34 protein-coding genes are annotated in these 25,025 nt (G+C 35.9%); 7 read left to right on the top strand and 27 right to left on the bottom strand.

Annotated features, from left to right (window positions below; translation table 11 throughout):
• Window positions 1-22 precede the first annotated feature (22 nt).
• The 7 genes from hisF to ACYQZV_RS02050 are packed head-to-tail and all read right to left on the bottom strand — an operon-like array spanning window position 23 to window position 5,624.
• Window positions 23-781: an imidazole glycerol phosphate synthase subunit HisF gene (hisF, locus tag ACYQZV_RS02020; RefSeq protein ID WP_459892668.1), complete on the bottom strand. Its 759-nt coding sequence runs from the start codon at window positions 779-781 to the stop codon at window positions 23-25.
• Window positions 771-3,191, bottom strand: a complete 2,421-nt coding sequence (locus ACYQZV_RS02025) for a penicillin-binding protein 1A (protein WP_459892670.1) — start codon at window positions 3,189-3,191, stop codon at window positions 771-773. The genes hisF and ACYQZV_RS02025 overlap by 11 nt, the downstream gene beginning before the upstream one ends.
• The gene (locus ACYQZV_RS02030; RefSeq protein ID WP_459892672.1) at window positions 3,191-3,928 is read right to left on the bottom strand and encodes a TlyA family RNA methyltransferase; all 738 of its coding nucleotides are present in this window, start codon (window positions 3,926-3,928) and stop codon (window positions 3,191-3,193) included. Before ACYQZV_RS02030 ends, ACYQZV_RS02025 begins: the two co-directional genes overlap by 1 nt.
• Window positions 3,925-4,479, bottom strand: a complete 555-nt coding sequence (gene pyrE / locus ACYQZV_RS02035; protein WP_459892674.1) for an orotate phosphoribosyltransferase — start codon at window positions 4,477-4,479, stop codon at window positions 3,925-3,927. The genes ACYQZV_RS02030 and pyrE overlap by 4 nt, the downstream gene beginning before the upstream one ends.
• Window positions 4,454-4,951 (bottom strand): 3-isopropylmalate dehydratase small subunit, encoded by a 498-nt coding sequence (leuD, locus tag ACYQZV_RS02040; protein WP_459892675.1) that lies wholly within the window; start codon window positions 4,949-4,951, stop codon window positions 4,454-4,456. Before leuD ends, pyrE begins: the two co-directional genes overlap by 26 nt.
• Window positions 4,948-5,181, bottom strand: a complete 234-nt coding sequence (locus ACYQZV_RS02045; protein ID WP_459892677.1) for an HP1242/YdcH family protein — start codon at window positions 5,179-5,181, stop codon at window positions 4,948-4,950. Before ACYQZV_RS02045 ends, leuD begins: the two co-directional genes overlap by 4 nt.
• A gap of 20 nt (window positions 5,182-5,201) precedes the next feature.
• A complete protein-coding gene (locus ACYQZV_RS02050; protein WP_459892679.1) occupies window positions 5,202-5,624 on the bottom strand; it encodes a hypothetical protein in 423 nt (140 codons plus the stop codon).
• Window positions 5,625-5,647: 23 nt separating this feature from the next.
• Here ACYQZV_RS02050 and ACYQZV_RS02055 point away from each other — a divergent pair, with 23 nt between their 5' ends.
• Both ACYQZV_RS02055 and ACYQZV_RS02060 read left to right on the top strand, forming a co-directional pair.
• Window positions 5,648-6,424, top strand: coding sequence for an HAD-IIA family hydrolase (locus tag ACYQZV_RS02055; RefSeq protein ID WP_459892681.1), 777 nt, complete (start codon window positions 5,648-5,650; stop codon window positions 6,422-6,424).
• Between the two features lie 8 nt (window positions 6,425-6,432).
• The gene (locus ACYQZV_RS02060) at window positions 6,433-8,475 is read left to right on the top strand and encodes an LPS-assembly protein LptD (protein WP_459892683.1); all 2,043 of its coding nucleotides are present in this window, start codon (window positions 6,433-6,435) and stop codon (window positions 8,473-8,475) included.
• Here ACYQZV_RS02060 and ACYQZV_RS02065 read toward each other — a convergent pair.
• Entirely contained in the window at window positions 8,467-9,318 is an 852-nt protein-coding gene (locus ACYQZV_RS02065; protein WP_459892685.1) for an ATP phosphoribosyltransferase regulatory subunit, read from the bottom strand. The genes ACYQZV_RS02060 and ACYQZV_RS02065 overlap by 9 nt on opposite strands.
• Before the next feature lie 28 nt (window positions 9,319-9,346).
• Between ACYQZV_RS02065 and trmFO the strand changes: the two genes are divergently transcribed.
• Complete coding sequence (trmFO, locus tag ACYQZV_RS02070; RefSeq protein ID WP_459892687.1) at window positions 9,347-10,642, top strand: methylenetetrahydrofolate--tRNA-(uracil(54)-C(5))-methyltransferase (FADH(2)-oxidizing) TrmFO; 1,296 nt, start codon at window positions 9,347-9,349, stop codon at window positions 10,640-10,642.
• A complete protein-coding gene (locus ACYQZV_RS02075) occupies window positions 10,639-11,253 on the top strand; it encodes a trimeric intracellular cation channel family protein (protein WP_459892689.1) in 615 nt (204 codons plus the stop codon). Before trmFO ends, ACYQZV_RS02075 begins: the two co-directional genes overlap by 4 nt.
• Here ACYQZV_RS02075 and ACYQZV_RS02080 read toward each other — a convergent pair.
• Together ACYQZV_RS02080 and ACYQZV_RS02085 are read right to left on the bottom strand one after the other, a co-directional pair.
• The gene (locus ACYQZV_RS02080) at window positions 11,246-11,887 is read right to left on the bottom strand and encodes a lysophospholipid acyltransferase family protein (RefSeq protein WP_459892691.1); all 642 of its coding nucleotides are present in this window, start codon (window positions 11,885-11,887) and stop codon (window positions 11,246-11,248) included. The genes ACYQZV_RS02075 and ACYQZV_RS02080 overlap by 8 nt on opposite strands.
• Before the next feature lie 9 nt (window positions 11,888-11,896).
• Window positions 11,897-12,946 carry a glycosyltransferase gene (locus tag ACYQZV_RS02085; protein ID WP_459892693.1) on the bottom strand — a complete coding sequence of 350 codons (1,050 nt, stop codon included), beginning with the start codon at window positions 12,944-12,946 and terminating at the stop codon, window positions 11,897-11,899.
• 63 nt (window positions 12,947-13,009) lie between these two features.
• Between ACYQZV_RS02085 and ACYQZV_RS02090 the strand changes: the two genes are divergently transcribed.
• From ACYQZV_RS02090 to thiD, 3 genes are read left to right on the top strand one after another with little or no spacing between them, the layout of a single operon-like run.
• Entirely contained in the window at window positions 13,010-13,570 is a 561-nt protein-coding gene (locus tag ACYQZV_RS02090) for a nitrous oxide reductase accessory protein NosL (protein ID WP_459892695.1), read from the top strand.
• Window positions 13,567-14,283: an LPS export ABC transporter ATP-binding protein gene (gene lptB / locus ACYQZV_RS02095; RefSeq protein ID WP_459892697.1), complete on the top strand. Its 717-nt coding sequence runs from the start codon at window positions 13,567-13,569 to the stop codon at window positions 14,281-14,283. Before ACYQZV_RS02090 ends, lptB begins: the two co-directional genes overlap by 4 nt.
• Entirely contained in the window at window positions 14,280-15,059 is a 780-nt protein-coding gene (thiD, locus tag ACYQZV_RS02100) for a bifunctional hydroxymethylpyrimidine kinase/phosphomethylpyrimidine kinase (protein WP_459892699.1), read from the top strand. Before lptB ends, thiD begins: the two co-directional genes overlap by 4 nt.
• A gap of 130 nt (window positions 15,060-15,189) precedes the next feature.
• Here thiD and ACYQZV_RS02105 read toward each other — a convergent pair whose 3' ends face one another.
• From ACYQZV_RS02105 to rpmD, 17 genes are all read right to left on the bottom strand, one after another.
• Entirely contained in the window at window positions 15,190-16,284 is a 1,095-nt protein-coding gene (locus ACYQZV_RS02105; RefSeq protein ID WP_459892701.1) for a DEAD/DEAH box helicase, read from the bottom strand.
• A gap of 109 nt (window positions 16,285-16,393) precedes the next feature.
• Window positions 16,394-16,633: a KH domain-containing protein gene (locus tag ACYQZV_RS02110; RefSeq protein WP_459892703.1), complete on the bottom strand. Its 240-nt coding sequence runs from the start codon at window positions 16,631-16,633 to the stop codon at window positions 16,394-16,396.
• Window positions 16,634-16,647: 14 nt separating this feature from the next.
• Entirely contained in the window at window positions 16,648-16,902 is a 255-nt protein-coding gene (gene rpsP, locus ACYQZV_RS02115) for a 30S ribosomal protein S16 (protein ID WP_459892705.1), read from the bottom strand.
• A gap of 104 nt (window positions 16,903-17,006) precedes the next feature.
• On the bottom strand, window positions 17,007-18,314 hold the full coding sequence (ffh, locus tag ACYQZV_RS02120; protein WP_459892707.1) for a signal recognition particle protein: 1,308 nt from the start codon (window positions 18,312-18,314) through the stop codon (window positions 17,007-17,009).
• A 21-nt stretch (window positions 18,315-18,335) separates the two neighbouring features.
• A complete protein-coding gene (locus tag ACYQZV_RS02125; protein WP_459892709.1) occupies window positions 18,336-18,569 on the bottom strand; it encodes a YggT family protein in 234 nt (77 codons plus the stop codon).
• On the bottom strand, window positions 18,569-18,925 hold the full coding sequence (gene rplQ, locus ACYQZV_RS02130) for a 50S ribosomal protein L17 (RefSeq protein ID WP_459892711.1): 357 nt from the start codon (window positions 18,923-18,925) through the stop codon (window positions 18,569-18,571). The genes ACYQZV_RS02125 and rplQ overlap by 1 nt, the downstream gene beginning before the upstream one ends.
• A gap of 5 nt (window positions 18,926-18,930) precedes the next feature.
• Window positions 18,931-19,890, bottom strand: a complete 960-nt coding sequence (locus tag ACYQZV_RS02135; protein ID WP_459892713.1) for a DNA-directed RNA polymerase subunit alpha — start codon at window positions 19,888-19,890, stop codon at window positions 18,931-18,933.
• 10 nt (window positions 19,891-19,900) lie between these two features.
• Window positions 19,901-20,530 (bottom strand): 30S ribosomal protein S4, encoded by a 630-nt coding sequence (gene rpsD / locus ACYQZV_RS02140; protein ID WP_459892715.1) that lies wholly within the window; start codon window positions 20,528-20,530, stop codon window positions 19,901-19,903.
• A 2-nt stretch (window positions 20,531-20,532) separates the two neighbouring features.
• Entirely contained in the window at window positions 20,533-20,925 is a 393-nt protein-coding gene (rpsK, locus tag ACYQZV_RS02145; protein ID WP_459892716.1) for a 30S ribosomal protein S11, read from the bottom strand.
• 11 nt (window positions 20,926-20,936) lie between these two features.
• Window positions 20,937-21,317 (bottom strand): 30S ribosomal protein S13, encoded by a 381-nt coding sequence (gene rpsM / locus ACYQZV_RS02150; protein WP_459892718.1) that lies wholly within the window; start codon window positions 21,315-21,317, stop codon window positions 20,937-20,939.
• 13 nt (window positions 21,318-21,330) lie between these two features.
• Complete coding sequence (rpmJ, locus tag ACYQZV_RS02155) at window positions 21,331-21,444, bottom strand: 50S ribosomal protein L36 (protein ID WP_012513335.1); 114 nt, start codon at window positions 21,442-21,444, stop codon at window positions 21,331-21,333.
• Between the two features lie 9 nt (window positions 21,445-21,453).
• Window positions 21,454-21,696, bottom strand: a complete 243-nt coding sequence (gene infA / locus ACYQZV_RS02160; protein WP_459892721.1) for a translation initiation factor IF-1 — start codon at window positions 21,694-21,696, stop codon at window positions 21,454-21,456.
• 1 nt (window position 21,697) lies between these two features.
• Window positions 21,698-22,471 (bottom strand): type I methionyl aminopeptidase, encoded by a 774-nt coding sequence (gene map / locus ACYQZV_RS02165; protein WP_459892723.1) that lies wholly within the window; start codon window positions 22,469-22,471, stop codon window positions 21,698-21,700.
• On the bottom strand, window positions 22,468-23,103 hold the full coding sequence (locus ACYQZV_RS02170; protein WP_459892725.1) for an adenylate kinase: 636 nt from the start codon (window positions 23,101-23,103) through the stop codon (window positions 22,468-22,470). Before ACYQZV_RS02170 ends, map begins: the two co-directional genes overlap by 4 nt.
• Window positions 23,104-24,396, bottom strand: coding sequence for a preprotein translocase subunit SecY (gene secY, locus ACYQZV_RS02175; RefSeq protein WP_459892727.1), 1,293 nt, complete (start codon window positions 24,394-24,396; stop codon window positions 23,104-23,106).
• Complete coding sequence (gene rplO, locus ACYQZV_RS02180; protein WP_459892729.1) at window positions 24,389-24,847, bottom strand: 50S ribosomal protein L15; 459 nt, start codon at window positions 24,845-24,847, stop codon at window positions 24,389-24,391. The genes secY and rplO overlap by 8 nt, the downstream gene beginning before the upstream one ends.
• Window positions 24,844-25,023 carry a 50S ribosomal protein L30 gene (rpmD, locus tag ACYQZV_RS02185; RefSeq protein ID WP_459892730.1) on the bottom strand — a complete coding sequence of 60 codons (180 nt, stop codon included), beginning with the start codon at window positions 25,021-25,023 and terminating at the stop codon, window positions 24,844-24,846. The genes rplO and rpmD overlap by 4 nt, the downstream gene beginning before the upstream one ends.
• Between the last annotated feature and the right edge of the window lie 2 nt (window positions 25,024-25,025).

Here is a 25,025-nt window from a genome sequence, read left to right on the forward strand (position 1 = left end):
TCCTTACAACCCGTTATATAAACTATATTCTAACATGCACATGGTTTTCCTGCAAATAATATTTTAATTCCGGTATAGATATCTCTTTAAAGTGAAATATAGAAGCAGCTAAACAAGCGCTCACCTCTGTCATTTTAAAAGCTTCTAAAAAATGTTCTTTAGCCCCGGCCCCGCCAGAGGCTATAACAGGTATGTTTACAGCTTTTGATACAAGGTTTGTAAGCTTTATATCATAGCCTGACTTTGTGCCGTCTTTATCTATAGAGGTTAAAAGAATTTCACCAGCCCCAAGAGACTCTACTCTTTTAGCCCATTCTATGGCATTTAGGTTTGTATTTACCCTACCGCCGTTTATATAAACATGCCAGATATCACCATCTACATGCTTTGCATCTATCGCTACCACTATACACTGAGAACCAAACTTTCTTGCCCCTTCATATACTATCTGAGGATTTTGTACGGCGGCAGAGTTTACAGATATTTTATCAGCTCCTGCTTCTAAAAGTTTTCTTATATCTTCTAAGCTTTTTATACCACCACCTATGGTAAAAGGTGTAAAGATGTTTTCTGCAACATTTCTTGCCAAATCTACCACGGTATCTCTTTTTTCGTAAGAGGCTGTAATATCTAAAAACACTATCTCATCAGCCTTTTGAGACTCATACACTATGGCATTTTCCACAGGGTCTCCAGCATCTTTTAAATCCACAAAGTTTATGCCCTTTACCACTCTACCATCTTTTACATCAAGGCAAGGTATAATCCTTTTAGCGAGCATTGTTTAGCTCCTTATCTATATTTTTTGTTTCGTTGTTTATTTTATGAGCTTCCTTGTTTATCTCTTGAATTACCTTAGGTAATATGCTGTTTGGATTTTTTGGCTTGGGGCTTGCTGAAGGAGCAGCGGGCGGAGTGTTGGGTTGAGGTGGGTTTGAAGGCGTGGTAGCATTGTTCAAAGGTTGTAATATGCTGTTGCTTGGAGTATTTGCATTTTGAGTGGGGTTTAGGTTTTGAAGTATTGGAGGAGGACCATTCTGACAAGTTTCTTTTGGAGCAGTACCTTTTACAAAGAGTATCGGTTCTCCAGGACAAGAAGAAGTAGCCCTTAAGTGCGTTTTTGGGTCTATCTCTACATATTCTACACCGTCTGGAAGCGGAAACGGTTTTTCAGGATACATACTTAAAGCCACTTTCATATAATTTATCCAAGTAGGAAGTGACGCAGCGGCACCAGCCATGTTGTATCCTATTCTTTTTCTTATGTCAAATCCAGTCCAAACACCAGTCACTACATCAGAAGAAAAGCCTTCAAACCAAGCATCGTCGTAATGGTTTGTGGTACCTGTCTTACCAGCTATATAAGGTCCAAGCACATGAGCCGCATAACCAGTGCCTATTTTTACCACATACTCCAACATAGATATCAACACTCTATCGTAAGGGGCCGGAAATACGTTGTAGCACACCGGATGCCCTGTATATACCACTTGATTTTGGGAGTTTACTATCTTGGTGATAAAATATGGTTCACAATATGTCCCCAGGTTGGCAAAAGCCTGAAACATATTTGTAAGCTGAAGCGGGGTAACGCTGGTGCTACCCAATACCATAGAATAGTAAGGTGGTAATTTTATACCAACCCTGGCCGCCAAAGATATGGGAAGGTTAAAGCCCACTTGAGCCAAAAGGTTAACGCTTGCGGTGTTTACACTATAAGCTAAAGCCCTTCTTAGAGTGATGGTGGTAAAACTTTCTCCTTCATAATTTCTAGGCGTCCAAAACCCGCCCGGGGCAGATGGGTCTTTGTAAGCATGAGGAGTAGCATCTATTTCGGTAATTTGAGTATAACCTTTCATAAGGGCTGATAAGTAAACAATAGGCTTTATAGCAGAACCTGTTTGCCTTAAAGCGTACACAGCTCTATTGTAAGAAGAAAGTTGATAAGAATAACCTCCCACCAAAGCCAATATTGCTCCGTTATGCACATCCATACTAACAAGGGCTGATTGAAGCTGAGGTATTATTTTTGCCGTATAACCATTGGTAGAGCTAAATAACTCCACCATCACATACTCACCGCTGTCTATGCCAGGAAAAACATTAGCACTAACCTCTATACCGTTTATATCTATATTTGCTTTGCCGTTTTTTATGCTTTTAACAAAACCTATATAATATTTAGACTTTTTAAGGTCTATCTTTTGAGCTTTAAACTTTGCTATAGTATCCGCAATAGACCATGGTAAGACTGGATAATGCTCTAATTTTGATATGTAAATAATCTGGTTTCTAACGGCATTTTCAGCCGCTTGTTGAAGCGTTTGGTTTAAAGTGGTATAAATCTTTAATCCGCCTTGATATATAAGGTCTGGAAAATATCTATACATATAATCTTTAACAAAGCTTACAAAATAATCGCTGTTTGTGATAGGGTTTGTATGAGTATTCAACACTATAGGTCTTTGTGAAGCTTTTAGGTATTCTTCCTTCGTGATATACCCATCTTTGTACATCCTATACAACACATAATTTCTTCTTTGAAGGGCCAAATTTGGATTTATAAAAGGGTCGTATCTTGTAGGAGCCCTTGGAAGCCCGGCAAGGAGCGCTGCTTCATCAAGACTTAGTTGCCATACGTGTTTTCCAAAGTAGACTTCCGAAGCTGCCTCTACGCCAAAAGCACCATGTCCTAAATAAATTTGATTTAGATACATCTCAAGTATTTTGCTTTTAGGAAAAGTCCTAGTTATCTCTATAGCTAGTATTGCCTCTTTTATCTTTCTTGATATGGTTTTTTTAGGAGTGAGAAATAGATTTTTCGCTAGTTGTTGGGTGATGGTGCTTCCGCCTTCTACAGCTCTTCCTTTTTCTATATCCACCACCAAAGCTCTTAGAATACTTAAAGGGTCTATACCTATGTTGTGATAAAAGGTCTTATCTTCAGCAGAAACAAAAGCATCTTGCACAGTTTTTGGGATTTTACTTATGGGTACGTAAATTCTATTTTGAGTCCCTATAGTACCTATCACCTTACCCGTAGAGTCATAAACTATAGAAGCTTCTGGCGGATGCCAATTTTCTAAAGCCCTTACGTCTGGAAGTCCTATACTTACGCTGTATATATATACTCCCAAAAGCACAAAAACAACAACTATCAAAAATCCTAAAAAAGAAAGTATATTTTTCATTATGAAATATTATAATCCTTTGGTATGAAATAAGTAAAAAACTCTTCGTTTCCTTTTGTACCTTTAGGACGGGCTTTCATATATGTTAAAAGCTTAAAATCTATAGATTCAAAATAAAGTATTACGTTGTTTAAAGCCTGCATTCTGGCGCTATCATCTTTTACTATACCCTTTTTAAGATATTTTGGAGAAAGTTCAAACTGTGGCTTTACAAGCATAAGAAGTTTTGTATTGACGTTGCATAGATGTTTTATATACTCCCCTATTTTAGTAAGCGATATAAAAGATACATCCACACTTATGATATCAAATTCAACATCTTCTGGCTTTTTAAAAGCTCTTATATCAGTATCTTCGTAAAGATAAACCCTTGGGTCTTTTCTTAACTTTTCATGCATCTGAAGATGACCAACGTCTACAGCGTATACGCATTTTGCCCCATATTGCAAAAGACAATCCGTAAAACCTCCAGTAGAAGAGCCTATATCAAGACAAATCTTACCCTTTACATCTACACCAAACTCTTTTATAGCATTTTCAAGTTTATAGCCCGCTCTTGACACAAACTTTTCTTCTTCTAAAAGCTCTAAACTAGCTTCTTCATCTATTAAAGTCCCAGCTTTTGTTATGGGTTTGCCATTTACTAGAACCTTCCCCTCCATTATAAAGCCCTGAGCTTTTTCACGTGAAGAAACAACCCCTTTTTCTACCAAAAGTAGATCTAATCTTTTTTTCACAAAAGCTCTGATAATTTAAACACCGAATAGAATTTAAAACCTTCCTTTTCTATACTTTCCCTTGCCCCTTCTTCTCTATCCACAATAGTAAATATACCTACCACGTTTAAAGAAGCTTTTTTGCATACGTTTGCAGCTTTTAAAGAAGAGCTACCCGTAGTAGATACGTCTTCTAGGATAGCCACGTTTTTAACACCTTCTAACTTACCCTCTATTTGCTTACCAGTACCGTGGTCTTTTGGCTCTTTTCTCACCACAAAAGGTTTTATAGGATTCTTATTTTGATAAGATATAAGGGCTACCGCGTAAGCCATAGGGTCTGCTCCCAAAGTAAGCCCACCTGCCGCATCTATATTGAAGGGCTTTAACATCTCGTACAAAACGTTGCCTAATATATATATACCCTCTGGGTCAAAGGTAACTTGCTTAAGGTCTATATAATATCTACTTAGTTTCCCAGAAACAAGTTTAAACTTCGGCTCATCTGCCACCAAAAGAGAATACTTTTTTATAAGCTCCTTTAATTTAAGAAGATAATCTTGATTTTGCATATTCCATCAACCCACCGGCTTTTAAAATAGCCATAAGCTCTTCTGGAAATTTGGTAGAATTGTAGGTTTTATTTTTGGTAAGGTTCCTAACAACGCCATTTTCAAGGTCTACTTCAAATATATCACCGTCTTCTGCCTCATCTACAGCTTCTTTACATTCTACTATTGGAAGACCTATATTTATAGCGTTTCTAAAAAATATCCTTGCAAAGCTTTTTGCCACCACCACTGGCACACCGGCGTACTTTATAGCTATAGGAGCATGCTCTCTAGAAGAACCAGAACCAAAGTTCTTACCAGCCACTATAATATCTCCTTCTTGATGCTCCTTTGCAAAGTTTGGTTTTTCAGAATCTTCCATCACATGAGAGGCAAGCTCTAAAGGGTCCGATGTATTTAAATACCTTGCAGGTATTATTTGATCTGTATCAATGTTATCTTTAAACTTCCATATTTTACCTTTTATAATCATGCCACTTCTCCATGCTTTTTAATATATTCTGCAACTATTAGCTCCAACTCGTCTTTTAGCTTTAGCCTTTCTTTTTTAAGAACCTCTATTTGAAGTTCTAAATCGGATGTCATAGGATGGTGTTTTTCCATTTTTGCTATTTCTTTATCTAGCTCATCATGTTTATCCTTTAAATGTCTATAACGATGGTCTTCTTTGTAAAGTTTCTCTTCAATGGCTTTTCTATCCATAATAAACCTCCAGCTTGATATTAGTATATTATATCATCTTTTCTGGGCTTTTGATAAAAAATAATAAAAAAACTTATAAAAAAACCAACGCTCAAACTTATCAAATCAGCAAACAAAAGATAAAATATACCAGCAAACAAAAAAGGGGCAGAAGCTATAGTATAAGGCCAAAAATAACCTTTTATAGCTTTATAACTCCAATAAGGCTCTTGTATAGAGGCAGGTAGATACTGTTTTTTCACAAAATAAGATAAAAAAAGTACTATAACACCAAGGGTTATCTCACCACCAACAAGGTAAAACCTTATCTCAAAAGGAAGAGTTATGGGAAGTCTTATTATAAAGTAAGATAGCAAAAGCGCTATATAAGATATGATGGTCAAACCCAAAAAGCTTTTCCAAAACATAGTTGCTCTTTTATAAAAAATATCCACCACTTCCATAAAAACATTGTAAACTATTTTCTATGAAAATACTTGTGGATTTGGACGGGGTTTTAGTAAAAGATAAAGAGTTTAACATTTTTGAGGACTCTAAAGAGTTTTTGGGCTTTTTAAAAAACAAAGATTTTAAAATACTATCAAACAACTCCACAAGACCCCCAGAAGAGCTTGTAAAAATACTAAACGAAAAAGGACTAAATATAGAAGAAAAAGACATTTTAACACCTCTTTCAATATTACCAGATTATCTCAAAGAACAAAAAATATCCTCTTGCTTTGTAATAGGCACAGATTCTTTAAAAAACTATTTATCTAAGTACGTAGACTTAAAAGATGATATAAATGTAGATAGCGTAATAGTAGGTCAAGACAAAAATCTTACCTTTGAAAAGCTAAAAAAAGCTATATCTGCCGTTTTTTTAAAAGGTGCAAAAATAATACCTATAAATCATAGCAAAATTGTAAAAGATTCTGACGGGCTTTATTTTCAAGGGTCTGGGTCCTTGGCTTTTATGATTGCAAACGCCACCAATTACAAAGAGCCTCTACCAAACTTAGGAAAACCATCAGAGCTTTTTTTATCAAAAGCCTTAAACAAAGATGAGTATGATAAAAGCGTTATAATAAGCGATGATTTTTACACAGATTTAATGGGGGCAAAAACCCTTGGTATAAAAACAGTATTTATCACCACTGGCAAATACAAAAAAGAAGACCTAGACAAAACAGATTTTAGACCAGATTTCATAGTAAACTCTTTGAAAGAAACGGAGGAAATTTTATCAAAATTAGGAATGTAATAGTTTTTTTGCTTTTAACAATAGGCATATCTTTTTCAACCGAAGAGGTAAAGATTTTATCGGATATTCTTATAAAAGAACCAAACAACGTAGTGGTGGCAAAAAAAGATGTGGTAATATACTATGAAAATTATACAATATACTGCGATAAAGCTATATACGACAAAAACTCAAAAACTATAACCCTCATTGGTCAGGTTCATCTTATAAACGTAGTTGACCAAGAAGATGTGCACGGTAAAAAGGGATTCTTAAACTTAAAGACAAACCAAGGATACTTTGTAGATGCTTACGGCAAATATCACAACATATACTTTGTAGCGGATAAAATAACAAAAGACAACAAGATTTATTTTATTAAAAAAGGAGTGGTGAGCACCTGTAAGATAGATAGAAAATTAAAAGATAAAAAACTGCGACTTTGCGTTTTTAGTGCAAAAGTAACAAATGAATATGTATATGCAAACTCAAACATATTAGCTTACAAAAAGCTACCGCTCCTATATATACCCTATTCTATATTTCCGGTGGGCAAAAGAAGAAGCGGGCTACTACCCCCTCTTATAGGCTCAAACACCTACAACGCATTCATATACCAACAGCCTATATATTTTGCCTTATCAGAAGATAAAGACATGACCATAACCCCAGAGTATAGAAACAATGAGGGAAAAGGCTTATCTTTTCAATATCGCCAAGCTTTTACCAAAAAAGATTATTTAAACTTCAACATATACTACTTCAAAGAACCATCCACACCTGGAGACTGGTGGACAGGTAGGGATTTGTCAACATTTAGGTCCAATAGATACAGATTAAACGTCTATGGAAGATACGACGGGATTGACTTTAAACTGGACACCATATCAGACCCTTACTTTATGCAGGATATGTATTTTAAGTCCATCCAAAGAACAATACCTTATCTTAGTTCTTACGTAAATTATGAGAAAAATACGAGAGATTTTTTTGCAGATGTAAGCTTTAAATTTTTCTACGATACTACTTCAAACTCCAACGCATACACGCTTCAAAGACTTCCAGAGATAGACTTTTTGTGGAAAACCCATCCTCTTTTTGAGGGTATTTACTACAACATAAACGCTCAAAATACATACTTCTATAGAGAAGATGGATTAAAAGGGGATAGGCTTATCCTAAACCCGAGCCTTATAAAAAGCCTTCACTTTGGGGCTTTTACAAACAGCACAAACGTAAACTTTGTAGGCACAAAATACATCGGCCTAAACCAAAGCGGATATAAATCTTCAGCTTATCAAATATTTTTTCAAAACAAAACATTTTTTGACAAAAATTTTAATATTAAAAGCCTAAACATAAACAATTTTTATGAGCTTTCTTATAACTATCAACCTATCGACAACACCAACAATCCCGTATTCGATTACAAAGATTATCAATCCAATCAAAACTACATAGATTTTAAAATAAACAACGCTTTTACTTACAAAGGCTTTAACTTCGCAAACATATACTTAGAAGAGGGCTATACGTTTTTAAAAGAGTACGCTTTTCCCACATACCTTAGCTCACTAAACTCTTTTGTCACATCGGCAAGTTATCAAAACTCAAATCTGATAGTTCATAAACCCCTTCTACCACTAAGAGCCACCATAACTTTTAGACCTTTTCAAAATATATCTTATACGCTTGATAGTTTTTACGATTTTAACAAAAACGAATTTCCAGAAGAAAACCAATATGTAAACCTCAGCTTTAAAAAGTTTAACTTCTTTGTGGGGGATAGCGTAGCAAAAGATATCAACAGAAACTACACATTAAACCAGCAAAGCTACGGAGCTTCTTACACTTACAAAGCTTTCAATCTAAACGGCGGTATCGTTCACGATGATATAAGCGGACACGATGTTTCAAGATATTTAAACTTAACTTACAACGGCGAGTGCTACTCTATAGGACTTTCTTTTCAAGAGTATTTCGACGGGACTAGAAATCAGTATATAAACTATGTGCTTCTTACTTTTAACGTATTTAATTTGGAACATCTTACAGTGCCAATATCAAGATAGTTTTTCCAATATTGAAGACAGGTATATAGCACCACCGCAGGCTTTTATATCAAGCTTGTATACATCTTTCAAAATCCTATATTCACCACCAGAGGCTATAGCAAAAGGATAGTTCGGCGAATAAAAAGAAAATGTTATACCATCATAATAAGGTATTGATTTTAACTCAGAGACATCTAGTTTGACATTTATAGAGTTTTCTTTTAAAAGCCTAAAAACTCTTTCTAATCTAGAACTATCAACATCTAAAGTTTTTAGCTTTTCAAACACAATATCCTCATCATCCAACAAAAGCCATTCTAAAGAAAACTCCGATAGTATATTTAGGTTTTTATACCTAAGAGCATACTCCAATCTTTCTTTTTTGCTTTTATCAAAAGTATTTAAAACGTGTTTTAGAATAGCTTCATCATTTATGTATATATACACATCTTTGTCAAAAAAGTTTAAAAGTTTGTTAATTATATCAGCGATTTCAAATATACCTTCATCTTCTTGGTATCCTATGTATTCCAAACCAAGCTGATAGTCTGATTTTATCTCGTTTTCCCAAGAAAACACCTCCCCTTCGTAGTATATCCTTATAGGCAGGTTTCTTTCTTTTAAAGAAGCGATATAACTTGCCACCTGATAGGTCATATCTTTTCTTAAAACAAAAACCTCTTTTGAGGACCTTATAGTGATAAGCTCATGATAGTTTGTAGTAGTCCTCATCTGATTGTAAAAGCTATCAAATACCGGAAGCTTTATAAAACCATATCCTTTCTCACTCAGCGTATTTTCAGAAAACACGATAAACTGCTTAAAAAGTTTTGAAGCTTTTAAATCTAAAAAACCGTTCACAGCAACTATTTTAGCATAAAATATTAACATGAAAGTAAACATCATCGGAGCAGGGCTAGCTGGTTCTGAGGCAGCCTATTTTTTAGCGCAAAAAGGCATAAAGGTAAGACTTTTTGAAATGAGACCCATAAAAACCACAGAGGCTCACCATACGGATAAGTTTGGAGAACTTGTTTGTAGCAACACCTTAGGAAGCTTTGAAATCACCACCGGGGCTGGGCTTTTAAAAAAAGAGATGGAGCTTTTAAACTCTCTTGTAATAAAAGCTGCAAAACTCTCTTACGTAAAAGCAGGAAGCGCTTTAGCAGTAGACAGAAACATATTTTCAGATTTTATAACAAACACCTTAGCATCTCATCCAAATATAGAAATTGTAAGAGAAGAAGTAGAATCTTTGGATGAAAAGGAGATAAACATAGTAGCAACAGGACCTCTTACGTCAGAAAAATTTTCCAACTATCTAAAAACCCTCATAAAAGATGAATACCTTTATTTTTACGATGCCATAGCACCTATAGTAGAAGCCTCGTCTGTGGATTTCTCTAAGGGCTTTTGGGGTTCTAGATACGACAAAGGAGACGATTATTTTAACTGCACAATGACAAAAGAAGAGTACGACATATTTTACAACGAGCTTTTAAAAGCCCAAAAAATAGAACCAAAAGATTTTGAAAAGGTAGTTCATTTTGAAGGATGCCTTCCTATAGAAGAGATTGCCCAAAGAGGTTATGAGACCCTTGTTTTTGGACCCATGAGCCCAAAAGGTTTAAAACACCATATATCAAAAGACGTATACGCTATAGTCCAACTTAGAAAAGAGACAAAAGAAGGAGAAGCCCTTTCGTTGGTAGGCTTTCAAACCAAGCTCACCTACAAAGAACAACTAAGGGTATTTAGGCTCATACCTTGTCTTAAAAATGCCATTTTTTCAAGGCTTGGCTCTATGCATAGAAATACGTTTTTACAATCAAACAAAGCATTAAAACCCACTTTAGAATTAAAAGAAAACCAAAACATATTGTTTGCTGGTCAAATAACAGGTGTAGAAGGGTATTCAGCTTCTTCTGCCACAGGTATAATGGCAGGGATAAACGCTTGGAGAAAACTAACAGGGAAAAGCCCTATAATTCCACCCAAAACAACGATGCTTGGGGCTCTTTTACATTATATAAGTTTAAAAGAAGGGGAGCTTCAACCTATGAACCCAGTTTTTGGGCTTTTACCAGAAATAGAAGCTCCAAAAAAGTACAAGAAACTCTTAAAAGCTTACAGAGCTTTGTTTGATATGGCAAGGTTTATAGAAGAAAACAGCATACTAACATGATTGGTTTTTGGAAGATATTTTCTTTTATAAATCTTTTGGGCATTGTGGCTTTTTCTATATCTGGTTCTCTAAAAGCCATAAAAGAAGGCTTAGACCTTCTTGGCATAACGGTTTTAGCTATTACCACGGCCCTAGGAGGCGGTATATTAAGAGATGTCATCATAAACACAGTGCCGATAGCCTTTAAATCCAAAGAAAATATGATATTTGCTATCTTGGGGCTTTTGATAGGGATATCTATTTATAAGTTTGAGGGCATAGAAAACTCTATGCTGATACTTATCCCAGATGCCATAGGACTATCAGCTTTTAGCGCTACTGGTGCCATGGTAGCATACAACACTAATGTAAACATCTTTGGCATAGTAATACTCGCTACTCTTACTGGAGTAGGCGGTGGTGTTATAAGCGATATACTTCTTGGTAAAATCCCTTCTGTTTTAAAAGATGATTTTTACGCAAGCTGTAGTATCATAGGAGCTATTCTTTTTTATATTACAATAACCATTTCCAGCAATATAACGTTTTCTGCTATTGCTTGCGTAATATCTGTTTTTATAGTAAGAATCCTTGCTATAATGCTAAACTGGAGATTGCCAAGGTTTAAGTAGGTTTATGATGAGCAAGCTCTTTTATATGTTCCATTATTGTATTTGCTATAAGCTTATAGTTTTGAATGTTGTCTTCTAAATTTCCAAAATATATGGGTTTACCAAAGTATACGTTTATAGGTACTCTTGGGACTGGATACTTTGCCCCTACTGGAAAGTTTATGTCTGTGTTTTCAATATAAATTGGTATCACCGGTTTTTTGGTTTTTACCACCATAACACCAACACCAGTTTTTGGCTTTAAAAACTCTCCAGCCGGTGCCCTTTTGCCTTCTGGAAATATGCAAACGTTGCATCCCATGTTTAAAAGCTCTATAGCCCTTTCAATGGCTTGAAAATCTCCAGAACCCCTATGGACCGGTATAGCTCTCATATGGTTGTATAAAAATCCTATAACCGGTGCTTCAAAAAGCTCTTTTTTTGCGATAAAATAAAGAGGCTCCTTCACAATGGAATTTAACACCGGCGGGTCCAAGTGAGACCTGTGGTTTGATGCAAAAATTGCCCCTTCTAAACCTTCGATATTTTCTATGTTAAAAGCCCTAATATTAAACACACTTTTAAAAATCCCTCTTATCCCAAACCAAATAGGTTTTATAATATATCTCCCAAGCGCTGTATCTGGGCACTCCATCCTAAAGTATTATAGCATAGTAAGGATATTTTTATATTTATTGCAAAAAGAAGATTTGCCATAAGACTGTGAAAAAGAAAAGGCATTTTGAGATAGTGTGTCTCTTAAACTTTTATCTTGATAAATTCTTGTAAGAGCCTTTGAAAAGCTTTTTTCATCTTCTTTTGGTACTACAATAGCGTTAAAACCATCTTTTGCAAAAGGTACCGCATCTGTACAAACCACGGGCTTGCCAAGAGCCATAGCTTCTAACACCACCATAGGAAAAGCTTCCCTTTTCGAAGAGCTCACAAATACATCACAAGCTCTTAGATATGGAAAAGGATTTTTCTTAAAATCTAAAAATTTTACCTTATCTTCTATTTTTAGACTTTTAGAAAGATTTAAAAGTTCCTCTTTCTTAGAGCCTTCTCCTATTATAAAAAGCTCAGCATCTAAGTCTGCTATCTTAAAAGCCTTTAAAAGTGTTTTATAATCTTTGTCTTCACTTAATCTTCCAACGCTTAAAAAACTAAACTTTCCAAATTTTACATTTTCTTCTAAAGAAAGTTTTCTTATCTTTTCATGGTCTATAGCATTTTCTATAACAGTTATTTTTTTAGCCCCGTATTCTTCTAAATCTTTAGCTACCTTAGCAGATACAGCCACCGCTATATCACTATATTTGTATAGAGATTTTATCTTGTTTAGTTCTTTATTAGAATAAACTTCCTTTGGCACATGTTCTATCAAAACAAGCTTGGATTTTATAAGACCCTCTTTTTTTAAAGCACAAAGCCTAGTGTTCATGTCCCTGAGATGAGATATTACAACATCAAAACCCTTTAAAGCATCGGCGAGTCTATCAAGAAGTATCTTCTCATACAAAAAAGCTGGCATATAAAAAGGCTTTTTCTTTATATCAAAAAGTATATTAGGTTTAAAATCTATATCATAATTAATAACGTTTTTAGCTATTATAAATTCTTGCTCATACCCTTTAAAACAATCAAAAATATCCAAAGCTACTCTTTCAGCACCGCCCCCAGAAAGAGTGTTTATAACATGAGCTATTTTCATTTAATAATTATAATAAAAAACATTCTCTTGAAAAGTTCAAAAAAATTTTATATTTAATATGATATGAGAAAGATAAACCCGCTTTGGTTTTTGATGTTAGCCCAGATTGGACTTATATTGTATGGCTTCTACAGACTGACCCTTACAAGGCTTCACGTAAGATGGTTTGAAGTTACTTGGGTTATCATAGGCCCTGTGATTCTGATGTCTTTTTTTGGTATATTTACTTATTACAATATAAAAAACGCTTACAAAGAACCGTCAGAGGTAAGAACATCCGACAGATGTCCTGTTTGTGGAGCTTTTGTTTACACCAATCCAAATACCATGTCAGAGATATACTTAGACGGAAAGTATATATATTTTGATTCACCAAAAGATATGGTAAAATTTATTAAAGACATGGATTTTTATATATCTTACAGAAAGTTAAATATAAAAGATAAAAATATTAAATCTGTATATTTAAGAGATTATCAAACCAAAAATTGGATAGATGGGAAAAAAGCCTACTATGTAAGTTTAGGCGAGGACTTATACGCTTTTTCTAACCTAGAAGATGCCAAAGCGTTTGCCTCTTTAAACAATACAAACAATATAAAAACTTTTAAAGAGCTTTTATGATAGAAGTAATCAATATTTATAAAAGCATAAAAAATAACCCCATCATCACAAACGTATCTTTGGAAGTACACCCCGGTGAGATAATAGGGCTTATGGGACCAAACGGAGCTGGTAAGACTACGATATTTAACTCAATATCTGGATTTATCAAAGTAGACAAGGGCATCATCAGAATAGACGGCCAAGAGGTAACCCATTATCCACCTTACAAAAGAGCGACGTTTGGACTTTCTTTTCTACCACAAGAACATTCTTTGTTTGAAGAGGTTTCTGTTTGGGAAAATATGCTTATGTTTGCGGATTTTATATATAAAAACAAAGAAGATGCCAAAAACATATCAAAAGAGCTACTAGAAAGCTTTGGGCTTTTAGAACACAAAGATAAAAAAGCAGGTGAGCTTTCTGGAGGTATGAAAAGAAAATTGGAAGTGGCAAGGTGTCTTTTGATAGAACCATCTTATATAATGCTGGATGAACCATTTGCAGGCGTAGACCCCATTGCCATATCAGATATCAAAAAGCTGCTCTTAGATTTAAAGCAAAAAAATATAGGGATACTTATTACAGACCACAACGTTTTTGAGCTTTTAAGAATAATAGATAGAGGCTATATAATAAACCACGGAAGCGTATTGGCCGAAGGCACACCAAAAGAGCTTTTGAAAAACGAAAAAGTAAGAGAAGTTTACATAGGATACGAAATAGAATTATGAAAGAGATAGTCCTTGTATTTGCAGGCTACGACCAAACATCTGGAGCCGGGGTACTTGCCGACGCCAGAACTATAACTTGTATAGGAGCGCATCCTGTTTGTATAACCACATCTTTTGTAATTCAAAACACAAAAGGGGTGAAAGAGGTAATATTTTTAGACCCTTCCATCATAGAAAAGCATATAAACATTTTAGATGTAAAGCCTAAGGTTGTAAAAATAGGAGTGGCTGGAGACGAAAACGCTATAAAGCTCATATCAAAAGCTATAGATACATTGAAACCAGATTATGTAGTTTTAGATACGCCTCTTTTTTCCAAAAACGATACGCCTCTTTTTCAAGGTATTGAGCTTTTCAAAGAACTCATCGTATCAAAAGCAAGCGTTATAACACCAAATATAAAAGAAGCATCTTTCTTAACGGGTATAAAGATAAAAAATAAAGAAGATATTGAACAAGCGGCGGATATTTTACTAGATATGGGACCAAAACACGTAATAATAAAAGGCGGTCATAGAGAAGACGAACCTGGAGTTGATTTTTATAAAAGTTTAGAAGAGGCTTTTGAGATAAAGAAAGACTTTATAGAGACAAGAAATACCCACGGAACTGGATGCGTTTATGCCTCTGCCATAGCCTCTTACCTAGCTCTTGGAAACGACATAAAAGCTTCTATTGTAAAGGCGAAAGACTACGTTGATAGGGCTATAAAACAAGGCTATAGGCTAAACTACGACATAGATGCATGGGGTGTATTGAACATTTTCACCCCATAAGTTATTTTTCTGCTTTTATTAAAACAAAAGCCACAAACAGCACCGCACTTACAAAAATTGCAAAGGCAAACACATAAAGCAAAATAGTCATAGAAATATTTTACAGCACAAACATAAAAATAAAATAAAATCAAACCGAAATCTTTGATCTAAACTTTTTTATACGCCACAAAGCTTTTGAATCCTCTGGACATATCAAAGAAAAAGCTTTTCCGCTTTTACCTATTCTTCCGGTTCTACCTATTCTATGTATATAAAGCTCTGGGTCTTCAGGTATGTTGTAGTTTATTACTACACCAACGTCTTTTATGTCAAGGCCTCTAGCCGCAACGTCTGTAGCTATAAGAATATTCACAGCGCCTGACTTAAATAGACTTAGAGCTTTTTCCCTTTGCTTTTGGGTAAGGTCACCGTGAAGAGCCTGCGCTTTTACACCTTTTTTGGTAAACATGAAAAACAAATCCTTTGCGTCTTTTCTGGTTTTTACAAATATCAACACTTTTTCCATCGGATGACCTTCTATTATCCGCATAAGCTCACTCATCTTTTCACCGGGGGATGAGAGCTTTATCATTTTTTCTTCTATATTGGGCTTTAGTTCTACAGAATGGACTTTTATAAATTTAAAATCGCTTTTTAGAAACCTTTTTGCTAAAAGCTCAATACGGTTAGGTACGGTGGCAGAAAACATATAAGTATGTCTTTCTTTCGGTAAAAAGCCTATAATGTATTCTATGTCTTCTATGAAGCCCATATCAAGCATTTGGTCAAACTCATCCAGCACGAAATATTCAACATTTGATAGATTTAAAACTTTTCTATCGATAAGATCTTTTATACGGCCCGGTGTGCCTATAAGTATATCAACGGTTTTACCGCTAAGTATATCAATGTTTTGCTTTACAGAAGTACCACCGTAAAATACGTAAGAAGACAGCCTTTTATACTTGGTGAGCATATAAAATTGTTCTTTCACTTGTATGGCTAGTTCTCTTGTGGGTGTCAAAATTAAAGCCTTTACACCAGGGCGTCCTTTCTGAAGTTTTTCTACTATTGGAATAGCAAAAGCCCCAGTCTTACCAGTCCCTGTGGCAGCTTGACCAAGTATATCATATCCTTCTAACGCCAAGGGGATAGCATCTCTTTGTATTGGAGTAGGTTCTTTAAAACCAGCATCCTCCAAAGCTTTCTGTAATTCTAAGCTAAGTTTTGAAAATAATGACATTTTTTTCTCCTAAAATCTTCTATATCTACAAATTAATATATTATATTTTATAGAATAAGCAACATTTATTTGTAGTGTCCCGCCAATGCTTGGCGGGCATAAAAACATTTTACTCTATAATTTCCAACATATATTTTTTGCCGCTTTTTCTTCCCATAGCGGAAACAAGCGTTCTAAGGGCTTTTGCTATGCGCCCTTGTTTACCTATTACTTTTCCTATATCTTGAGGGCCAACCCTTAGTTCTATCACAACGGTCTGCTCGCCTTCAACCTCAATAACATTAACCTTAGAGGGGTCTTCCACTAAGCTTTTGGCAAAAATTTCAACGAGCTCTCTAGCTTGACTCATACACTACCTCCTAATTAAGAATTTGCATTAGCTTTAACTTGTTTAGCTTGCTTTAGTATAGCTTTAACTCTATCAGAAAGCTGAGCACCTTTTCTGATCCATTCGTTTATGCCTTCTATGTTTAGATTCACTATATTACCAGATTTTGGATCGTAGGTACCCAAAATATCCAAATAATGTCCCTCTCTAGGAGATTTAGAATCCATAGCCACTATCCTGTATATAGGGTGATGTGTTCTACCAAATCTTGCCAATCTTATCTTTACCAAAGCTAAACACCTTGTATTTGGCCTTTAAAAACCAAATAGAGTGGATATTTATAATCGCCTACCACCCCGGCGATAGTTGTATAAACACAATTAACAATCATAAGTTAAAATGGGAGCCCCAAACCACCAAAAGGTGATTTTTGATTTTTTAGTTTTCTTATCATCTTTTTCATATCTTGATATTGTTTTAAAAGCTTGTTGACATCTGATACGGTAGTTCCACTACCCTTTGCTATCCTCTGCTTTCTGCTTAAATTTATAATATTTGGATTCGCCCTCTCTTCTGGCGTCATAGAGTCTATCATTGCTATAATACGCTTGAATATCTTCTGGTCTACTTTTATATTCTTTAGCTGAGAACCAACACCCGGCAACATAGACAACACCTTATCAAGAGGGCCCATATTTAGCATAAAGCTTATATTTTTTTTCAAATCGTTTAAATCAAACTCCCCTCTCATCATCTTGTAGGTGATGGCCTGTGCTTCGTCCTCACTTATAACCTGCTCAGCTTTTTCTATAAGGCTTTGTAAATCACCAAGACCCAATATTCTTTGAGCTATTCTATCTGGATAAAATTGGTCTATATCCTCTATCTTCTCTCCAACGCCTATATACTTTATAGGTATACCTATAGCATCTTTGATAGATAAGGCTACACCACCCCTGGTATCACCATCCATCTTTGTAAGTATAGCACCAGTAAGACCCACCACCTCGTTAAAGGTTTTAGCCACAGAAAGAGCTTCTTGACCTTGCATGCTATCGGCTACATATATAACCTCAGAGGGTTTTACCGCTTCTTTTATAGCTCTAAGCTCTTCCATTAACTCTTCATCTACATGAAGTCTTCCGGCAGTATCTAAGAAAAGATAATCGTATTTTTTGCTTTTAAAAGCTTCAAAAGCTTCTTTTGCTATATCAACTGGGTTTTTATCAGCTCCAAATTCAATATACTCCACGCCAGCAAGCTCAGATATGCGTTTTAATTGAAGCATAGCTGCTGGTCTTCTAATGTCGGTAGAAACAGTCATCACGCTTCTACCATTTTTTTTCATAAGGTTTGCCAATTTTCCTATTGTGGTGGTTTTACCTGTACCCTGAAGGCCCACAAACATCACCACACCTTCTTCTAAAGGAGAAGCATTACCTCCTAGTGTTTTTACGAGTTCATCGTAAACGCTCATTATAATCATATCTGTAGGCGATAAATGCGTTTTTATCTCCTCAGAAAAGATGCGCTCTCTTAACCTTTTTATGAAATCTTTTGCAACATCGTAATCTACGTCTGCTTCCAACAAAGCAGACCTTATATCCCTTAGCGTATCGTTTACGAGCTTTTCGTTTAACTTTTTGGCGCCCCTCAACCTTTCTAAGCTTTCGCTAAATTTTTCTGTTAAAAGCTCTAACATAGACCTTTATTATACCATATTTTATCTCAAAAAATGCTGAATCACGACCAAAATAAATATAAGCACCGCAGGAGATAAATCAAGACCCCCCATCGGTGGTATAAACCTTCTTATAAGCTCTAGCGGAGGTTCTATTATACTAGCTAAAAAATCAAAAAAACTATTTTGAGTCCACTGAGGAAACCAAGAACCCAAAGAATAAACTATTACAAGTATAATATAAACCTCTATAAGAGCGTCAAAAAGTCTAATCATCACTCAACAAATTCTATAATAGCAAGTTCGGTGCTATCCCCTGGTTTTCTATTGGGAAGCTTCACTATCCTAGTATAACCACCATTTCTTCCCTCGAATCTAGGGGCTAACTCTGTAAACAACTTTCTTACGGCCTCTTTATCTGGAAGCAACGCCAAGGCTCTTCTTCTAGAAGCCAGGTCTCCTTTTTTAGCTAGCGTTATAAGCCTTTCTACAAAAGGTTTAAGAGCTTTTAGTTTAGCCTCGGAGCTTTCTATTTTCTCAAAAAGTATTAAAGACCTAGCCAAAGAACGCATTAAAGCTTTTCTTTGCTCAGCTGTTCTACTAAAATGTTTTTTCTTAACTCTATGTCTCATAGCATTCACACCTCTGAACTTCTTTGTTCTCCTATATTCATACCTAGAGAAAAGCCCATATTTTTAAGAGCTTCTTTTATTTCAGTCAACGCTTTTCTTCCTATATTTTTAGAGCTTTTAAGCTCTTCTTCGGTAAGTTGTACAAGTTCTCCTATGGTGGTAACCCCTATTCTTTTCAGAGAATTTAAGGCTCTTTGAGATATATCCAACTCTTCTATTGAAAATGTCAGTTTTTCCATAAGCTCATCTGGTGGAACCGGTTCTGGCAACGTCGGCACTTCGTAAGATATATTTGTAAGCATGTTCATGTGCTTTATTATGAGTTCCACAGCTTGCTGCACAGCAGTTTCTGGAGAAACAACGCCGTTTGTAGTTAATTCAAACGTTAACTTATCGTAATCTGTTCTATCACCAACCCTTGTTGCTTCTACTTTAAAGGAGGCAATTTTTATAGGAGAAAAATCAGCATCCAACACTATCCACCCAACCTCACCTATCTGCTCCAACTCATCAGACATCACATATCCCTTACCTCTTTCTATGCGTATTTCTAGTTTAAGATTTGTATTTGAGGAGTTTATAGAGGCAATGTAAGCGTCTTTGTTTACGATGCTGACATTTGGCGGTGTTTTTATATCAGAAGCCAACACTATAGAAGGGCCAGACTTTTCTAGATAAAGAATTTCTAAATCAGAATCCTTCAAATCAAATTTAACATTTTTAAGATTTGCTATAAGCTGTAAAACATCCTCTTGTACACCCGGAATGGTAGAAAACTCATGTTGTACGCCTTCTATCTTTATAGCAGTAACAGCTGTACCATATATAGAGGAAAGCAAAACCCTTCTTAAAGCATTTCCTATAGTGGTACCGTAGCCTCTTTCTAGTGGCTCTACCACAAACCTACCATAGGTTTTATCTTTTTCTTCCCAATAAATCTTAATTGGAAAAATAAACTCTTTCATGCTTTTCCCCTTATACCCTTGAATAGTACTCAATGATATATTGCATATTTATAGGTACTTCCAGCGTTATGTCTTTTGGCTTATCTATTACCTTGCCTCTGAAGTTATCTTTATCTATCTCTAACCAGTGAGGTACACTTCTTGGATCGAGGTTTTCAAGATTTTGCCTTATTTGAGGTATATCCCTAGACTTAGGAGCTACTTCTATGATGTCCCCAACGTTAACTTGATAAGAAGGCACATCCACCTTAATACCGTTTACAACAACATGCCCATGAGTTACAAATTGTCTGGCCTGTCTTCTGGTGGAAGCTATGCCAAGTCTATAGACCACGTTGTCCAAGCGCCTTTCCAAAAGCTCTATCATAACAGATGCGGTATTGCCTTTAGCTTTTGATGCTTTGTCAAAATATTTTTTAAATTGAGATTCTCTTAAGCCACCGTACAACATTTTTAGTTTTTGTTTCTCATTCAATCTAAGCCCAAACTCTGTGGACTTCGCCCTACGACCTTTTGTCCTACCGTGCTGACCAGGAGGAAAATTCCTCTTTGTTAAAATCTTATTACCGCTTAATTTACCAGAAACAACAACACCAAATCTTCTATCTACTTTTGACCAAGCCTGTATTTTTCTACCCATAATCACACTCTCCTTCTAGCTGGTGGTCTACAACCGTTGTGAGGTATCGGAGTCACATCCCTTATAGCCTTTATCTTAATTCCAGCTGATTGCACAGACCTTATGACAGATTCTCTACCTGCACCAGGACCTTTTACCCATACCTCAGCTTCTTGTAAACCATACTCGTTCATAGCTTTTTTTATGGCTTTTTGAGCTGCAACTTGAGCTGCATATGGAGTACCTTTTCTGGTACCTTTAAATCCAGAAGTACCTCCAGATTCCCAAGCTAGGGTATTGCCGAGATTATCGGTAACAGTGATTATTGTGTTGTTAAAAGTACTATAAACATGAACTATACCGCTGCTAACGGTACGTTTCTCTTTTTTGGATTCTTTAGTTTTTTTCTTAGCCATATCTTACCTCCTTACTTAGTTACTTTCTTCTTGTTGGCCACAGTACCCTTTCTTCTTCCTTTTCTTGTCCTAGCGTTGGTCTTTGTCTGTTGTCCTCTAACTGGTAAACCCCTAACATGCCTTAAACCCCTATAGGTACCTATGTCCACAAGTTTTTTTATGTTGAGCTGGACTTCTCTTCTTAAATCGCCTTCTACCTTTATGTTTTGCTCTATATACCTTCTTAACTGATTTAACTCCTCTGGACTAAGTTCGCCTAGCTTTTTTGTGCAAGGTATACCAGTTTGTTCACAAACTTCTTTAGCCTTTGACCATCCAATACCATACAGATAGGTCAACACCACCTCTAGTTTTTTATGATCCGGTAAATCAACACCAGCTATTCTAGCCATTTCAAACCTCCAATTATCCTTGCCTTTGCTTATGCTTTGGATTTTCACAAATAACCATTACACGCTTCTTTCTTCTTATAATTTTACACTTTGGACATATTGGTTTAACAGATGGTCTTACTTTCATAAAAGCCTCCTAAACTCTATAAATTATTCTACCTTTAGTAAGGTCATAAGGTGTCATCTCCACCTTGACTCTATCACCTGGCAACAGCTTTATAAAATTGATTCTCATCTTACCAGATACATGAGCTATGATAGTATGCCCGTTATCAAGCTTCACTCTAAACATGGCGTTTGGAAGAGCCTCTTCTATTACGCCCTCAAATACTATACCTTTTTCTTTTTCAGGTTCAGTATTTTTATTCTTTTTAGCCATATCACCACTCCGTTAAAATTGTTGGACCATCTTCAGTTATAGCTACGGTGTGTTCGAAATGACAAGCGTATTTAGCTTTGGTCTTTATAGTCCAACCGTCATTTGCCTTGTATACCGAACCATCGCCAGTAGTAAACATAGGCTCTATAGCCAAGACCATTCCAGGTTTTAGCTGAGCATTCATCTTTGGTACTAAAACGTTTGTGCAGTTGGCCACAAAAGGCTCCTCGTGACTATTTCTACCTATACCATGACCACCATACTCACACACCACACCAAAACCACTTTCTTTAGCTATCGTTTCTATGCTTTTAGCAATATCGTAAAGATACTTACCAGGTTTACACTCCGATATGGCACTGTAAAGGGCTTTTTTAGTAGCTTCAATAAGCTTACTTTTTTCTTCGGATAGCTCCCCTACTCCTATGGTAAGAGCAGCATCACCAGCGTATCCTTCGTATATAGCACCAAAGTCTAAACTCACCAAATCCCCGTCTTTTATCTTCTTAGTTTTAGAAGGAATACCGTGCACCACTTCCTCGTTTATAGACACACAAAGGGCAGCTGGATACCTTTTTTTAGAAAAAGGTGGTTGATAGTTGAGAAAAGCCGGAATACCACCCAACTCCTTCGTCTTTTCTCTAGCCGCCATCTCTAAGTCGTAAGTTACCACACCTGGTTTTACCATAGAAGCTATATATTTTAGCACATCACTTACTATTTGACAAGCTCTTTTTATCTTATCTATCTCAGCTTTTGAATAAAGCTCTATCATAACAAACTTTTTAGCCTTTCAAACACTTCCTCTTGAGAACCTAAAGCGGATATCACATATAGCTTATTTCTATTTTTATAAAACTCCACAAGAGGTGATGTTTGCTCTTTGTAAACTTTTAGCCTATTTATTATAACCTCTTCTTTATCATCTTCTCTTTGTACAAGAGGCGTGTTGTCATAATCGCAAAGACTATCATTTTTTGGCTTTTGATAATATATATTGTAAGTAGCACCACACTTTGGGCATACTCTTCTACCCGACAAACGTTTTACAATTATATCATCGTCTAAATCAAAATAAAACACTTTATCAACGTCTAAGTTCATGCTTTTAAGCATATCCTCAAAAGCTTCGGCTTGATTTACCGTCCTAGGAAAACCATCAAACACATAGTTTTTATCTGGAGCGCTACTAAGCAAGCTCTTTATCATCTCCACAATAAGTTGGTCTGGCACTAGAAGACCTTGGTTCATATACTCTTGAGCTTTTAGACCAAGAGGAGTTTTTCTAGACACCTCACTTCTTAGCATATCTCCAGTAGATACATGCTCAAAACCAAGCCTCTGTTTTAAAAGAGCGCCTTGCGTACCTTTACCAGAACCTGGAGGTCCTAAAAGCACCAAAATCATCTACTTTTTCCTCGAATAGGTTTTGTATTTTTTAGTTATAATTTGAGCGTCTATCTGATTTAACGTATCAAGGGCAACTCCCACAACAATTAACGCGGTGGTACCACCAAAGTAAAAAGGCGTCTTTAGCCATACCGTTAAGAATAGAGGAATTATAGCCACTATCGATAAAAACGTAGCTCCTATCAACACTAACCTATTTATCACGTTTTCAAAAAATTTAACCGTTTGCTGACCAGGTCTTACGCCAGGTATAAAACCGTTTGCCTTTTTTAAATTTTCAGCAACATCGTAAGGATTTATCAAAACAGCAGTATAAAAATACGTGAAAAATATTATCAACACCACATAAGCAAAATTGTAAGGAAGCGACAAAGGATTAAAGGCATCGTGAATAGACTGGGCTATTGGGTTTTTTATAAAACCTAAAATTGTTGAAGGGACTATCAAAAGAGATTGAGCGAATATTATTGGTATAACACCTGCTGGATTTAGTTTTATAGGAAGGTATGTGGAGCCCCCTACAAACTCTTGTCTACCCACCTGTCTTCTTGGGTATTGGATAGGTATCCTTCTTTCAGCCTCTTGAAATATTACTATAGCAGCAATCACAACGATAATTATAAGAATAGCTCCTACAAAACCAAAAGGGCTTATATCACCGTGCTTTAACATAGACACAAATCTTATGGTAGCTTCTGGAAAGTTAGCTACGATACCAGCAAATATAAGCATTGACATACCGTTTCCTATACCCTTTTCTGTAAGCATATCGCCAAGCCACACCAATATCATAGTGCTAGCCACCATTCCAAGCACCGCAACAACTATAAAAAGTATCCCTCCATGAGGTACCACTGGATATCCATGGGGTGATGTCTGATGCTCAAGCCAAGTGGCTATACCAAGAGATTGAAAACCAGCCACAAAAACAGTAATATATTTAGTGTATTCGTTTATCTTCTGTCTACCGTAGTCTCCTTCTTCTTTGGCAAGTTTTTGAAGCTCTGGAATCGCACTTGATAAAAGCTGCATAACAATGGACGCAGATATGTAAGGCATAACGCCAAGGGCAAAAAGAGTCATCCTAGAAAGATTACCACCAGAAAATATATCGTAAAGGGAAAACAACGACCCTTTTAGATTGCTCATGAAATCGCTAAGAGCAACAGGGTCTACTCCGGGGATAGGTATATGACTTCCAAGCCTATATATTGCAAAAACTATGAGGGTAAATATTACTCTTTTTCTTAAAGTTTCAAGCTCTAATATTTCCTTTAGAAAATTATTCACCTGCTGCCTCTAAAATTTCCACGCTACCACCAGCAGCTTCTATTTTTTGTTTAGCAGATTGTGATATAGCATCTACTTTAACCTTAAACTTTTTAGTAACTTCACCCATACCTAGTACTTTTACGGGTTTTCCTTTCTTTACCAAGCTTTTAGCAAGAAGCGATTCTTTTGTTATTTCATCTCCGTCGTTGAAGTGTTTTTCTAAGGTAGATAAATTTATAACAGAATATTCTTTCTTAAAAGGACTTCTAAAACCGACTTTTGGAACCCTCATATGAATAGGGGTTTGACCACCTTCAAAGTAAGGAGATAACCTGTTATCTCCAGATCTAGACTTCTGACCTTTATAACCTCTACCAGCAGTTTTACCTTTACCAGAACCAATACCTCTGCCAATACGTTTTTTATCCTTAACAGCGCCTTCGTTTGGTCTTAACTCATTTAATTTCATTCTATTTCCTCCACACATACAAGGTGTTTTACCTTTTCTAAATTACCACAAACCATAGGATTTTTTTCTAATATCACAGATTCACCAACTTTCTTTAAACCAAGGCTTCTTACAGCTTCTTTTTTAGCTTTGTCTTTACCAGCCAATCCTCTTTTAAGAACAATCTTCAATTTCATGG

Source organism: Hydrogenobaculum acidophilum, from assembly GCF_054656715.1.

What these genes read in the sequence shown, in the direction of transcription:
- ACYQZV_RS02170 (WP_459892725.1), bottom strand. Translation starts at nt 23,103, where the DNA reads ATGATTTTGGTGCTTTTAGGACCTCCAGGTTCTGGTAAAGGTACGCAA.
- map (WP_459892723.1), bottom strand. Translation starts at nt 22,471, where the DNA reads ATGATAGAGCTTTATTCAAAAGCTGAGATAGATAAGATAAAAAGAGCT.
- ACYQZV_RS02050 (WP_459892679.1), bottom strand. Translation starts at nt 5,624, where the DNA reads ATGGAAGTGGTGGATATTTTTTATAAAAGAGCAACTATGTTTTGGAAA.
- ACYQZV_RS02135 (WP_459892713.1), bottom strand. Translation starts at nt 19,890, where the DNA reads ATGAAAGAGTTTATTTTTCCAATTAAGATTTATTGGGAAGAAAAAGAT.
- ACYQZV_RS02080 (WP_459892691.1), bottom strand. Translation starts at nt 11,887, where the DNA reads ATGGAGTGCCCAGATACAGCGCTTGGGAGATATATTATAAAACCTATT.
- pyrE (WP_459892674.1), bottom strand. Translation starts at nt 4,479, where the DNA reads ATGCAAAATCAAGATTATCTTCTTAAATTAAAGGAGCTTATAAAAAAG.
- lptB (WP_459892697.1), top strand. Translation starts at nt 13,567, where the DNA reads ATGATAGAAGTAATCAATATTTATAAAAGCATAAAAAATAACCCCATC.
- hisF (WP_459892668.1), bottom strand. Translation starts at nt 781, where the DNA reads ATGCTCGCTAAAAGGATTATACCTTGCCTTGATGTAAAAGATGGTAGA.
- ffh (WP_459892707.1), bottom strand. Translation starts at nt 18,314, where the DNA reads ATGTTAGAGCTTTTAACAGAAAAATTTAGCGAAAGCTTAGAAAGGTTG.
- infA (WP_459892721.1), bottom strand. Translation starts at nt 21,696, where the DNA reads ATGGCTAAAAAGAATAAAAATACTGAACCTGAAAAAGAAAAAGGTATA.
- rpmJ (WP_012513335.1), bottom strand. Translation starts at nt 21,444, where the DNA reads ATGAAAGTAAGACCATCTGTTAAACCAATATGTCCAAAGTGTAAAATT.
- ACYQZV_RS02105 (WP_459892701.1), bottom strand. Translation starts at nt 16,284, where the DNA reads ATGTCATTATTTTCAAAACTTAGCTTAGAATTACAGAAAGCTTTGGAG.
- ACYQZV_RS02125 (WP_459892709.1), bottom strand. Translation starts at nt 18,569, where the DNA reads ATGATTAGACTTTTTGACGCTCTTATAGAGGTTTATATTATACTTGTA.
- ACYQZV_RS02055 (WP_459892681.1), top strand. Translation starts at nt 5,648, where the DNA reads ATGAAAATACTTGTGGATTTGGACGGGGTTTTAGTAAAAGATAAAGAG.
- thiD (WP_459892699.1), top strand. Translation starts at nt 14,280, where the DNA reads ATGAAAGAGATAGTCCTTGTATTTGCAGGCTACGACCAAACATCTGGA.
- ACYQZV_RS02085 (WP_459892693.1), bottom strand. Translation starts at nt 12,946, where the DNA reads ATGAAAATAGCTCATGTTATAAACACTCTTTCTGGGGGCGGTGCTGAA.
- ACYQZV_RS02090 (WP_459892695.1), top strand. Translation starts at nt 13,010, where the DNA reads ATGAGAAAGATAAACCCGCTTTGGTTTTTGATGTTAGCCCAGATTGGA.
- ACYQZV_RS02075 (WP_459892689.1), top strand. Translation starts at nt 10,639, where the DNA reads ATGATTGGTTTTTGGAAGATATTTTCTTTTATAAATCTTTTGGGCATT.
- trmFO (WP_459892687.1), top strand. Translation starts at nt 9,347, where the DNA reads ATGAAAGTAAACATCATCGGAGCAGGGCTAGCTGGTTCTGAGGCAGCC.
- rpsM (WP_459892718.1), bottom strand. Translation starts at nt 21,317, where the DNA reads ATGGCTAGAATAGCTGGTGTTGATTTACCGGATCATAAAAAACTAGAG.
- rpsD (WP_459892715.1), bottom strand. Translation starts at nt 20,530, where the DNA reads ATGGGTAGAAAAATACAGGCTTGGTCAAAAGTAGATAGAAGATTTGGT.
- rpmD (WP_459892730.1), bottom strand. Translation starts at nt 25,023, where the DNA reads ATGAAATTGAAGATTGTTCTTAAAAGAGGATTGGCTGGTAAAGACAAA.
- ACYQZV_RS02045 (WP_459892677.1), bottom strand. Translation starts at nt 5,181, where the DNA reads ATGGATAGAAAAGCCATTGAAGAGAAACTTTACAAAGAAGACCATCGT.
- ACYQZV_RS02025 (WP_459892670.1), bottom strand. Translation starts at nt 3,191, where the DNA reads ATGAAAAATATACTTTCTTTTTTAGGATTTTTGATAGTTGTTGTTTTT.
- rplQ (WP_459892711.1), bottom strand. Translation starts at nt 18,925, where the DNA reads ATGAGACATAGAGTTAAGAAAAAACATTTTAGTAGAACAGCTGAGCAA.
- rplO (WP_459892729.1), bottom strand. Translation starts at nt 24,847, where the DNA reads ATGAAATTAAATGAGTTAAGACCAAACGAAGGCGCTGTTAAGGATAAA.
- ACYQZV_RS02110 (WP_459892703.1), bottom strand. Translation starts at nt 16,633, where the DNA reads ATGAGTCAAGCTAGAGAGCTCGTTGAAATTTTTGCCAAAAGCTTAGTG.
- rpsK (WP_459892716.1), bottom strand. Translation starts at nt 20,925, where the DNA reads ATGGCTAAGAAAAAAACTAAAGAATCCAAAAAAGAGAAACGTACCGTT.
- leuD (WP_459892675.1), bottom strand. Translation starts at nt 4,951, where the DNA reads ATGATTATAAAAGGTAAAATATGGAAGTTTAAAGATAACATTGATACA.